Consider the following 12542-nt stretch of genomic DNA (forward strand, 5'->3'; position numbering starts at 1 on the left):
ACTTTCTTCGTCCTCACAAGCTTCATGAGTGGAAGCGTCCTTTAAACGAAGTCGATATGCTGACAAATGCCGATAATATGCCGGGCAAATGGCAGCTACTGATCTACTTAGGGCAACAAACCATCCTCTCACAACAAAACCAACCTTCCCCTTAAATGTGCCTTTGCACTTTTGCTAAACTTCATCGTTTCACCATCAATGCTGTGGGTTCCAGAGCATTATTTGTGGTATCATCAATCTATTTTTTTGATGTTTTCTTCTTTTAAGAAGGTACTCCCCCCACAAATCATGTTGTAAAATTTTGTTTCTTAGTTTTCATAACCTACTTTACACTATCTGATTTTTGTGGTGTAATAAGTCTGCTTTGCTTATATTCTACATTATTCTATTTTTTTCCTCTCAAATCTACAATTTTTCTTTTGCCTTAGTTTTATTATACATCCGTACCTATGAATGCTAGTCAATAAGAAAAGACCCTAGCGAATTAGGAACAATCCTTCTACGCTATGGGTCTCTATAACTGTGTTTAGATTTATCTAACTGGTCCTTTGATATAATAGGTTAGGTGCTAGGCACCGGCTTATGAAAAGAAGGTATTAAGGATTTTTTCCATATACTCTCCATCAATGTCTAGATAATAGATATCCTCTATGAACATATGATTTCCTCTTAAAGTAAAGGTCTCTATATCCTTAGGATTTAAATCCTTTAAAAATAACACTAAAGCACCTATCTGTTCTATATTCAAATCAGTAAATATCTTATTTTGCATCCTTAAGTATAAAGGCAGTATATCAGTGATTTTTCCCTTTTCCTTTGTCTGCTGAAACAAAGCCATCATAAAATTTTGTTGCTGCTGTATCCTTGCGAAATCTCCTGTAGGTGCATTACGATTGGAAAGATACACTAAGGCCTGCTGGCCATTAAGGGTCTGGACTCCCTTTGCCAGTCTCTTTCCATCATACTCCATACTCCGCTCTACTTCTATTGTGACATCGCCAATTGTATCCACAACATCCTTGACAGCATCTAAATCCATAGTTACATAATAATGTACATCAATACCCAGCAATCCCTCCACTGCCTCTACTGCATACTGATTCCCATTACGCTTAGGACCTCCCCCAAAGGCCATGGCATGATTGATCTTATCCTTTCTTCTACTGCCTGGTACCTCCGTATAGCTATCCCTGGGTATAGATAACAGCCTTACTTTTTTTGTATCTAGGTTCATGGATACCAGCATGATGGTATCACTTCGGTAGCCCATCTCCCTTGTTTCCCGAGTCTCTGTACTATCTACCCCTAAAAAAAGTAGATTAAGAACATTCTTTCCAAGAACTGACTCCTCCATAGCATCCCCATCATCTTCTCCTGTAGTATCTTCCTGTCGTTTCAAATCTTCTTCAAAGGCTTGATGAGGATTTTTCATGGTATTATATTTGTTAAACCCAAACACACCTACCATCAACATAATAGTAAGTATAGATATCATACTTATTTTAAGGATTTTGTTTTTATCCATTATTGCTTCTCCTCATCTTCCTCAATTATATATCTTATGATTTTTCTATAAAGAATAACCTAAATTTTTTGTGTTTTTAATATAATACTATTGGTTATTAAAATACTCTTTTAACCCTTCTTCCCAGTGCCTCATCTCATAGTCTAGCTGTAGCTTCAACATATAATTTTCCATTACAGAATACTTGGGTCTTACTGCGGGTCGATTGAACTCCTCAGAGGTGATAGGTAATACTTCTATATCCTTGATCTCCTTCATTTGAAATATCTTTTTTGCAAATTCATTCCAGCTGCAGGCTCCAGCATTAGAAGCATGGTAGGTTCCATAGGCATCCGTTGTAATCATTTTTTCTATTACCTTCACCAAGTCTTTTGTATAGGTAGGACTGCCTATTTGGTCATCTACTACTTTCAAGGTTTTATTATTTTCTGCTAGCCTTAGCATGGTTTTTACAAAATTATTTCCATGCTCTCCATATAGCCAAGCAGTTCGCAGGATGTAATGTCGATTACATATCTCTTTTATACAGGTTTCCCCCGCCAGCTTAGATTTTCCATAAACACTGAGGGGATTTGTAGCATCAAACTCAGTATAGGGTGTATTCTTCCTGCCATCAAATATAAAATCTGTAGAAATATGCAGAAGCCTTCCTCCATACTCTAAAGCTGCGATGGCTAGGTTCTTAGCCCCTACACAGTTAATCCTATAGGCTAAATCCACTTCTGTTTCTGCTCCATCTACATTGGTATAAGCAGCAGCATTTATAATAACATCTGGCTTAAGGTTTCTTACCGCCTTCATTACTTGATCTAAATCGATAATATCTAAGTCTTCCTTATCCGCAGCCATTATGTCATGCTTTAGACTTAATTTGTTTACTAAATCTACTCCTAACTGGCCTTTTGCTCCTGTAACCATGACCTTCATTTTAGGACCCTCCTTTTTTTATTACTAATACGCATTTTTATTAATAAAGCCTCTAAATATGGTAAACCATAGTATTTTTACATCCAACAACAAGCTCCAGTTTTCTATATAGTATAAATCACACTCAATCCTTTTCTTTATGGAGGTATCACCCCTCCAGCCATTGACCTGAGCCCAGCCTGTAATCCCTGGTCTCACCTGATGCTTGATCATATACTTAGGGATTTCTTCCTTGAACTTTTCTACAAAATATGGCCTTTCTGGCCTCGGCCCTATTAAACTCATATCTCCCTTTAGAACATTAAACAACTGAGGCAGCTCATCTATACTGGTTTTACGAATAAAGGTTCCAAATTTAGTCCGTCTGGGATCATCCTTTGTTGTCCATTGTACTTTTTCTTCTTCATCTATCTGAACATGCATAGAACGAAACTTATACATATTGAAGCTTTTCCTATTTAATCCCACTCTTTCTTGTTTAAAGAAAACAGGTCCAGGAGAAGTTGTTTTTATCATCATGAAGGTAAAAAGCATGATGGGTGAAAAAAGTACTAAGGCAACAAAAGCACCAATGATATCTACAGCTCTCTTAAAGGCTTTATAGATAATATGATCTAGAGGAACATGTCTAATATTGATGATAGGCAAGCCATCTACTTCTTCCACATAGGGCTTAGAGGGGATATACTTGTAGTAGTCAGGAATAATCTGCGTCCTAACCCCGCTTTTTTCACAGATACCAATCACCCATTGAAGCTTTTCATATTCCTTTATATCAAGTGTAATAAATACCTCATCGATATTCTTATTGTCTAGATAATATTCCAAATCATAATTTTTTCCAATCACTTCTTTTTCCTTCACCTTATAGCCAAGCTTTTTATTATCGTCTAGTATCCCTACAATATTATAACCCCAATGCTTATTTCTTTCTATGCTCCTTATAAATTCTATAGTCAGATCACTAAAACCAACAATCAAAACATGCTTCAGGTTATAGCCTTTCTTTCTGAGTCTACGTAGTATTAATCTTATGGTTATCCTTTCAATAGTTGTTAGCAATACACTGCATATTGAAAAAATAAAAAGAAGATATCTAGAGTAATCAATCTCTTTTAATAAATAAAGCATTGATACCAGTATCAATAATCCTAGTGCATTTGATTTCACTATATTAAAGAGTTCCTCAAAGATGTTTTTAAAACGAAACGGTGAGTATAATCGAAAAAAACTATAAATGATAATATAGACTGGGATAATGACCACAACTGGAATCACATACTCTCTTAAAGATAAGTGGGCTGACTCAACATAGATCCATCCACTTCTAAATCGAATCCACCAAGCGATTATTAAAGAAAGCATTATAGATACAGCGTCAAATATGATTAAAAGTCTATTTAGTATCTTTTGATTTTCCTTGATCATAATCTCCGCCCCTTTTTTTAAGTAGATTGATAAAAACTGAAACCATCAGCTTTACTCCAATACCCATATATACTAATCCTTTAACTAAGGTATTATATTTTTCATTATAGTGCTTTTTATAAAATAAGTACATGGCTCTATGAAATTCATAAACAATCTTTGTTTTTTTCTTTTTATTGCTACCACCTTTGTAATGAATAATCTTAGCTTCAGGATAATAGACAATCCTCCATCCCGCTCGTTTTATTCGATAACACCAGTCAATATCCTCCCCATACATGAAAAAATTCTCATCCAATAGGTCTACTTCATCAATAACCTCTCTTCTCACCATCATAAATGCTCCTGTCAAAACATCTACTTCGTTCATCTCATTTTCACATAAGTAAGTTAAATCATATTGACCAAATCTTCTAGAATCAGGAAATAGCTTGTCTAGCTTTAGCATATAATAAAGTGCAGCATCAGGAGTGGGAAAACCTCTTTTACAGGCATGGTCTAACATACCATTCGATAGCATTACTTTACAGCCCAAAGCTCCAATGGTTTCATGGTTTTCCATATAAACAACACATTTTTCTAGACAATCCTCTAACACTAAGGTGTCTGAGTTCAATAATAGAATAAGCCTTCCTGTTGAAGCCTTGATAGCTAAATTGTTTGCCTTAGAAAAACCAAGATTTTCACTGTTTTCAACCAATTTCACTTGTGGAAACTCTGTTTTAATCATATCGACACTATCATCAATAGAAGCATTATCTACCACGAATACTTCATAGGTAAAGTCATACTTCTTATCAAATATAGATTGTAGCGTCTGTTTTGTCAGTTCTTTGGTATTATAATTTATGATTATGATGGATAAATCCATTGGAAAGTCTCCTAATTATTATTCTTGGTTTTTTATTGTAGATCATAACAATTTCTTGTAAATTTTAAACCTATTTTCTCATTATTAAATATCTGTTTTTATAAAAAATATATTTAAAAGAGAAAAGGGCTTTCTTTATCTGTATGTTTTACAATTTATTCTTACAGTAATCAATAATGTAATCAGCACCTACCTCCGATGCATTTCCCCAGTTGAAGATATACTTTTCCCTATCTCTAACTATATTTTCTACATACTTGCTTTTGTTTGAAATAAGCTCCTCAACATACTGGTCAATTTCATGAATATCATCTAACTGTACTTCTATCCCAATCTCTTTTCTTGCTTTTATTTCAAGTGGCTCTAATTTTAGTTCTTGATAATCCTGATTGTTTACTTTTTTTGGAGTATTGATAAATACAACGGGCCTTTCAGTTCCCCACGCGTACTCATATGCAATTCCTGACCAATCAGTTATCAATAGATCTGCTTTATAAAAGTTTTCATCTGAAGTAAGGTTTAATTCCATTTGAAAATTTTTATCATTCCCAAATAGATTGATTAATTGCTGAACTCTATTATAATTCCTCTTAATAATCTCTGGATGGGGTCTAAGCACTACTTGATACTTTTTTTCCAATAGTAGCTTTATCACATCTTCCCCACAGGTCTCAATTATATTTTGTTCATGCCAAGAAGGTGCTATCAATATTATCTTTTCATTGTTATTTAAAGAATGACTAAGTTTATAATTTTCATACCGCTCATGAACTTTTTCTATCCAAGGATAACCCACTTCTACCAACTCTTTTTTTCTTTCAAGGTTATAAACTTTTTCTGTCTGTCTGATTTCTTCTATATGGTGAGGCCCAACACAAAAAATAGTGTCATAGTGATCAAACGCTCCCTTTCTATACATCATATGAGCGCTTACAACAGCATGAAACACATATATATGATTAACATCATTGATAGATCTTTTTATGTGAAACTGTTCAATGTCTGGCATTGTCAAAATAAAAACCTTTGAATCTATAAAGGGCGTTGTAAATGCTAATAATTTGTTTATGAAAAACACCTTAAACCTTTCAGTTTGTTGTTCAAAAACAGGATCATTAGGATCAGAAGTAATATAAGATATACTTAGGTCTGATTTTTCAAGAATTGTTTTTATTAAACCTTCATAGTATAAATAATAGATTTTGCTTTCCGAATAAAAAACTACTTCTCTGTTCCTTTTATTATCTTTTGAAAAAAATTTTTTCTTTGATTTTAATTCTTCAATTAAAAGTTTAATTCCAGTAATTACACTCAAGAATTACCCCTCCTTTAGTAGGATTAAATCTTGTACCTATTTAACTCAACATCTAATTGATTATAAAATATAATAATATGGGAAATGGCTAACTTCTGATTTGTTTACAGCCAATCCCCATATTTCTTATAGTTATATTGTACTTATCCCTTTTTAGTAAATAGATTTTTCAATTTATGCCAATACAGCTTTATAGCCACTAATAGCCCTACAATTGCACCTACAACGGCTTGCAAAACAATAGTAACAGTTCCAGCATCCAGATATGCATATGCAGGTTGAGTTAGAAATAAACAAAACAATACAACTAATATAAACCTATCCTTATTACTAATCATGCTCTTCATATTCATAGCCACCCCCCCTCGTGCTAAGAGATATATTTTTTCAATTTTACCTAACAGATTCAAGTATGTTTACCACATCATCTCTACTCAGATCAACAGGGTTATTATCCATCCTGCCGCCTGTAAAGGCATCCTCAACAATTAATGGAATATCTTTTTCTTTTATTCCAAATGCAGACAACCTCATATTGATTACCCCTTCACATGCCATATCAATCCAATTCATAATCCCCCCATATTCATTAAATAACTTAAAGAGCTGTTGGTCATTTGGGAAATTATCTTTGTTTATCTGGCCGACTGCATCTAAAGTAATGGATGCCGCCAACCCATGAGGCACTCCATAAAGCAGGGTTAAAGGATAAGATATGGAGTGACAAGCAGTTGTTCTGGTTTGTGAGAAGGCTAGCCCTGCCAGCACTGAAGCTCTGCAGAGTTTTTCTCTCACATGAATATCATCGGGTTTATCTACTGCTTTTCTAAGATTCATTATTACTAGTTCAATCGCTCGATATGCGATTTCTTGAACAACTGGAGTGGTATGCTTAGACCAATAGGCTTCAATCGCTTGGCACATAGCATCCAGTCCTGTGGAGAGGGTCATCTCCTTAGGAACGGATACTGTTAGTTCAGGTACGATCATTGCCATCTTAGGCTTAAGCCTAGGATGGTCAATAGAGAATTTGCCAGTTTTATCCTCATCCCAAATTGTAGCCCACTGTGTCACTTCAGATCCGGTGCCAGCTGTGGAGGGCACAGCAATGATATCAATGAACTCACCCTCCATATAATTCTTGTTTTTTATGCTATCGGTAATCTCGTTTATTGTATATTGGTTATTTTTTTCTGTATTGTGAAATGCACTTATTGCTTTTCCTAGGTCAATACTGCTTCCACCACCGAAGGCAATGATCAAATCTATCTTTTTATTGCCAATCTGTTGCAAGGATTTAATGACGTCTCTTTGGATTGGATTTGCCGCCACAGTCTTTATCCAAGTAACTGTGCCATTTAGTGCTTGACATTTGTCCTGCAACTTCTCAATAAAGGGCATCATATTCCATCGTAATGCCGATGATTCACTCATCACCAGTACTACATTAACTGCACTGGCAAAAAGAAGTTTTTCCTGCAGTTCTTCTTTATTTGAAAATACAATTTCAGTATTACAGAATGATTTATAATTCATTACTATCTCCCTTTATTAGGCTTTTTTATTTTATATGTCTTGTCAAGTTCTTCTTTATGCTTAATAGTCCTCAGGAATCAACGTAAGAATTTCTTTAATAGGCATACACATATCATCAGCTTCTTTCGCCCTATGATGTGTCAATATAGTTTCTGCTATTTTTTGCATAGCAGGAAAACCACTACGGGTCAATTGATTTGCATAGATGACAATATTAACACCCCGTTTGGCAAATTCATCTTCAGTCACAGTATTAAATGAAGTAGGAACAACCACTAATGGTGTAGAAGAATCTTTTGCTCTAAACTTTTCACAGAATTCGAATATTTCTGCAGGATCTTTCTTTCTTGAGTGAATCATGATGCCATTAGCTCCGGCATTGACATAGGCAAAGGCTCTGGTTAAAGCATCCTCCATGCCTTTTTCTAAAATTAAGCTTTCAATTCTTGCGATTAAGAAAAAATCGTTTGTTTTTAGCGCTGCTTTTCCAGCTGAGAGTTTTGCACTAAAGTTTTCAATACTGTCTTGAGTTTGTTCAACATCTGTACCAAAAAGGGAATTTTTCTTAAGCCCAGTTTTATCTTCGATGATTGCAGCTGAAACTCCCATGCGTTCTAGGGTACGTATATTGTAAACAAAATGCTCAATCAATCCTCCCGTATCAGCATCAATAATAATAGGCTTTGTGGTAACATCCATGATTTCATCTATTGTGCGGAACCGAGTGGACATATCTAGCAGTTCAATATCTGGTTTGCCCTTGGCTGTTGAGTCACACAGGCTTGAACACCACATAGCATCAAACTGATAGGTTTTTCCGTCTTGTAAAACAGTTGTCTTTTCAGCAATCAACCCTGTAATGCCGCTATGAGCTTCTATAACACTCACTGTTTGTTTCATTTCAAGTAGCTGCTTCAATCTTCCCCTACGTACATCTGGCATGGCAAGCTGCTCTCTCTGGCTGAGTTCCAACTTCTGATATTCTTCATTTATGGTATACGGATATTCTATAAGCTCTCCACCGTATTCTTTTAATACTTCTATTACTTCTTCTCTAATAGACTTTTGAAATCCTGTTACCCAGTTGTCACCGTGAACAACATAATCAGGCTTCAGTAAGCGTAAGTTTTCTGCATAGCTTAATGTCTTTTGGGGAACAACTTTGCTTACTCCTTTGATGCTTTCCATTATTTTTACTCTTTCATCATATTTCAAAACTGGAAACCGACGATAGCTGGCCACCACTTCATCCGTCAACATGCCAATAGTCAATTCACCAAGCTCAGCCGCCTTTTGGATAATAGATGTGTGACCTCCATGGATTACATCTGTACTAAAACTCATATAAACAGATTTATTGTTTTTGGTCATTAATACGTCCTCCCTTTTTTCTGTAATAGTTTAGAACCTCATTATATGTAACAGCATAAAAATTAAGGCTGAAACGATTATATATTTAGAATTACATAATAGTCGATGTATTGTAATTTCATTTTTCATAAGTCTCGGTGTTTTATTCCATACTTCTTCTTAAACTTATGAGGGTTATTCTGATATTTTTTTCTTGATTAACGCTAAATCTTCTGGTGTATCTATTTCTGCACAAAGACGATCACTAAAATCCACGGGATAAATATGACATCTATTGGATACTTCATTAAAAGCATTTTCAGCATAACAGGATACTTGTCCATTTTCACAATAATCTATAATACGATTTAACCATATTGTCCAATCTTCTTTATTCAATTTATATAGTGGTTGTGCAGCTACCGCATTGGTGAAAAACTCAATGCCAATCTTTTCTATTAAGCTATTTTTAACAACAGCTTTAAAATCTTTTTGGGGTAATGAAATGGTTGAACTTACTGTCATACAACTGTAGTTGTGATAAAGTATATTCTTTAAGATTCCAAGTTCAAATACCAAATCACCATGCATCAGTACAATATCGTCATCAAGATGATTCCTTGCTAGATAGATTGAATAAATGTAATTTGTTTTATCATAAACTGGATTTTTAACAAAGGTATACTGCAATGATAGGTTAAGTGAATTACAGTAATCTATTAGTATTTCATCAAAGATCCCTGTCGTTATTATTACTTCAGTTACCCCGCATTGCTGTAAAAGTTTCAGTTGGCGACTAAGAATGGTTTCTTGTCCCTCAATCTCTGTCATACACTTGGGATGCTCCCTTGTCAGGGTTCCCATTCTTTTCCCCATACCTGAATTAAGTATTAAAGCCTTCATTAGTTACACTCCCTAAGGTATGTCATAAAGGCTGTTTTGTTTTCAGTTGGGGTTGTGGTTGGTCGTCCAAGATCATCCCTTGAGCCTATGGCAGATTTTATTTCTATGAAGATAGGCCCTTTTTTTCCTTGGATTTCACATAAAACATCCTGCAACTGATTAAGATCTTTAGCATGATATGCGGCCTTATACCCACAGCCTAATGCGATCTGTCCAAAATTGATGTCATCAGCAACAGTAGGCTGTCCACCTACAGATTCATGGGCTCCATTATTTATAATGACATGGATATAGTTATCAGGTGATTTTGCTCCTATAACTGCCATAGATCCCATATGCATCAAGGCTGCTCCATCTCCATCTATACACCATACTCTTGTATTGGGTTTGTTCAGTGCTATGCCTAAAGCAATGGAGGAGCTGTGTCCCATGGAGCCAACTGTTAGAAAATCATATTTGTGGGACTGATTATTCTGCTCTCTTATTTCAAATAGTTCTCGAGATGTTTTGCCGGTAGTTGAAACAATAATGTCTTCTTCTGCTGCATTGGTAATTTGACGAATGATTTCTTCTCTAAGGGTTGTATTTTCATTTTTATGTTTGACTTTTTCATCATAAGAAAGTCCACCTTTTTTTACAACAAAGGCAACACTTTTACCTGAATCAAGCATCAGCTTGAATTTTTTCATTTTAATGTGGAGTTCTTCTTCAGTAGTGTTTTTATCGATAATCATATAGTCAATGTCCATCACTTCTAATGTTTTTAATGTAATTTCTCCTTGAAAGACATGCTGTGGTTCATCATGTACATCCGGCTCCCCTCGCCATCCTACAACAAAGACGCAGGGTATGCCATAGACTTTTTTGTTTAGTAAAGAAGCTACTGGATTGATAATGTTCCCAAGGCCGCTATTTTGAAGATATACACATGGGATTTTACCAGTAGACAAATGATAGCCTGCTGCTAAAGCAACAGCGTTTCCTTCGTTAGCTGCAATTATATGGTTGTTTGATATTCCATAACTATTCATTAAGTAATTACATAGTGGTTTAAGCTGAGAATCTGGTACCCCAGAAAAAAAATCAACATTTAAACCTTTTAGCTGTTTTACTAATTCTACTACGTCCATTTTATGAAATCTCCTCTTCTTCATTTTATTGCATCAATATCCCATTAAATAATTGTATTCCTAAACCCATATGGTTTTTGTAAAAAAACAATGTACTATATGTCCATTTTATCATTCTGCTTGTCGTCTTTCTACTTTTTTTCAACAACAAATTGTAATTTTCTCTAAGTTTCTTCTTTTATTTCAACTATAATTGAGCCTTAGATCAATATTTAATTCAATATTAACCATTTTTCAAGAAATCAAAAACTGCAAAACATAAAAATCCTTGAATAGACAGAATGGAGATAAAAATAAAGTATTGTTAACTTACAGAGCGCCTTTAGATTTTGAAGTGTCTTTAAACTTTTTCAACTTTGACGTTATAATTTCTTTACTTAAGATATTTGTCAATAAACCATCAATATATTGATTTGAAACCCTCTTCTTTCCCTGAATCTCTTTCCTCTTCTTTAAGCATTTAGGTATGTTCTTAATTATATCAAGCTTAGCTTCAAAATAGGGCTTGTACTTTTTATTCTTAATACAAAAATAGGCTATGCCACCAAACTCTTGTATAATCTTGTGTGGAAGGTATTTTATGATTAAACCTAAAGGCATATTCTTTAACCATACATATTCAGCATTCCTGACAGAATAGTATACTGCCAAATTACTCATTTCTCCTATTGTTGATCTAACCTTGTGATATACCACAGCATCGTGGACAAACATACACTTCCAACCCATTAACTGAGCCCTGAAATTCATGTCGGTATCCTCATGTATCAAGAAAAAATCATCATCTAAGAACCCAGTCTCATCCAGCATTTCTCTGCGATAAGCCACTGCTCCTCCACAGGCGCCAAATACATATTTACTTTCATTATGCTGGGAAAAGTGTCTTCCTTCCCCTATCTTGTATCCTCTAGCTGTATTAGTACAACCGTCACCAGCACTATCGATTTTCTCTGTACCATAGATAATCATCTTTGATGCACAGATTCCTATTTGTGGATCTTTTGCAAAGGGCTTTATGAGATTCTCTAGCCAATTATCCTCTACTTCTGTGTCATTGTTTAAAAGTATAATATAATCACCCTTAGCGTGCCTAAGCCCTTCTATATTGCCTCCTGTGAAACCAGCATTGTGCTTTAATGTTTCTATTTTAGCACTTGACTTCATCTCATTTTTAATGTGATTTATTATCCCCCCTCTAGAATCATTATCTATAATAATAATTTCATACTGGTCTCTTGAGATGCTTTGTTTTTGAAGTGATTCTATGCACTTGTATAGTAACTTATCTTTATGATAATTTACAACTATTACTGTTATCATGTTATTATTATTGCTCCTTATCATGTATTTACATCTCATAGTAGTATTTTATAACTTTATTGGGTTACACATTTTTCATAACTATAAATTGTTTTAGTTAGCTATGCAATCTATATATGAAGTTTTATTGCTTTATTAAATCTTCTTTTATGTAGCCAACAACAAAAACTATTCATTTTAATTTAATTCCGTTTTTTTTGCTTTGCTGACATTATGATGTCCTCTGTTTTATCTAGT

Annotated in this window: 11 protein-coding genes; all 11 read right to left on the bottom strand. The window is 34.6% G+C overall.

From position 1 onward, the window contains the following. Positions 1-580 precede the first annotated feature (580 nt). Positions 581-1525, bottom strand: a complete 945-nt coding sequence (locus BMX10_RS08260) for an LCP family protein (RefSeq protein ID WP_090442238.1) — start codon at positions 1523-1525, stop codon at positions 581-583. Positions 1526-1612: 87 nt separating this feature from the next. Next, entirely contained in the window at positions 1613-2452 is an 840-nt protein-coding gene (gene rfbD / locus BMX10_RS08265; protein ID WP_090442242.1) for a dTDP-4-dehydrorhamnose reductase, read from the bottom strand. Positions 2453-2476: 24 nt separating this feature from the next. After that, positions 2477-3880: an undecaprenyl-phosphate glucose phosphotransferase gene (locus tag BMX10_RS08270; RefSeq protein WP_090442245.1), complete on the bottom strand. Its 1404-nt coding sequence runs from the start codon at positions 3878-3880 to the stop codon at positions 2477-2479. Continuing rightward, entirely contained in the window at positions 3849-4751 is a 903-nt protein-coding gene (locus BMX10_RS08275) for a glycosyltransferase family 2 protein (RefSeq protein WP_090442248.1), read from the bottom strand. The genes BMX10_RS08270 and BMX10_RS08275 overlap by 32 nt, the downstream gene beginning before the upstream one ends. Positions 4752-4899: 148 nt before the next feature. Next, complete coding sequence (locus BMX10_RS08280) at positions 4900-6066, bottom strand: CDP-glycerol glycerophosphotransferase family protein (RefSeq protein WP_090442251.1); 1167 nt, start codon at positions 6064-6066, stop codon at positions 4900-4902. A gap of 143 nt (positions 6067-6209) precedes the next feature. Then, complete coding sequence (locus tag BMX10_RS08285) at positions 6210-6419, bottom strand: hypothetical protein (protein ID WP_090442255.1); 210 nt, start codon at positions 6417-6419, stop codon at positions 6210-6212. 40 nt (positions 6420-6459) lie between these two features. Then, positions 6460-7602, bottom strand: a complete 1143-nt coding sequence (locus BMX10_RS08290; protein WP_090442258.1) for a phosphonoacetaldehyde reductase — start codon at positions 7600-7602, stop codon at positions 6460-6462. A gap of 60 nt (positions 7603-7662) precedes the next feature. Further along, positions 7663-8973, bottom strand: coding sequence for a phosphoenolpyruvate mutase (gene aepX, locus BMX10_RS08295; RefSeq protein WP_090442261.1), 1311 nt, complete (start codon positions 8971-8973; stop codon positions 7663-7665). A 174-nt stretch (positions 8974-9147) separates the two neighbouring features. Continuing rightward, positions 9148-9855: a phosphocholine cytidylyltransferase family protein gene (locus BMX10_RS08300; RefSeq protein ID WP_090442264.1), complete on the bottom strand. Its 708-nt coding sequence runs from the start codon at positions 9853-9855 to the stop codon at positions 9148-9150. Beyond that, a complete protein-coding gene (gene aepY, locus BMX10_RS08305; RefSeq protein ID WP_090442267.1) occupies positions 9855-10985 on the bottom strand; it encodes a phosphonopyruvate decarboxylase in 1131 nt (376 codons plus the stop codon). Before aepY ends, BMX10_RS08300 begins: the two co-directional genes overlap by 1 nt. Positions 10986-11294: 309 nt before the next feature. Then, positions 11295-12305, bottom strand: coding sequence for a glycosyltransferase family 2 protein (locus BMX10_RS08310; RefSeq protein WP_170834746.1), 1011 nt, complete (start codon positions 12303-12305; stop codon positions 11295-11297). Between the last annotated feature and the right edge of the window lie 237 nt (positions 12306-12542).

The sequence above is a fragment of the Natronincola peptidivorans genome (assembly GCF_900111615.1).
GTDB lineage: Bacteria > Bacillota > Clostridia > Peptostreptococcales > Natronincolaceae > Natronincola_A > Natronincola_A peptidivorans.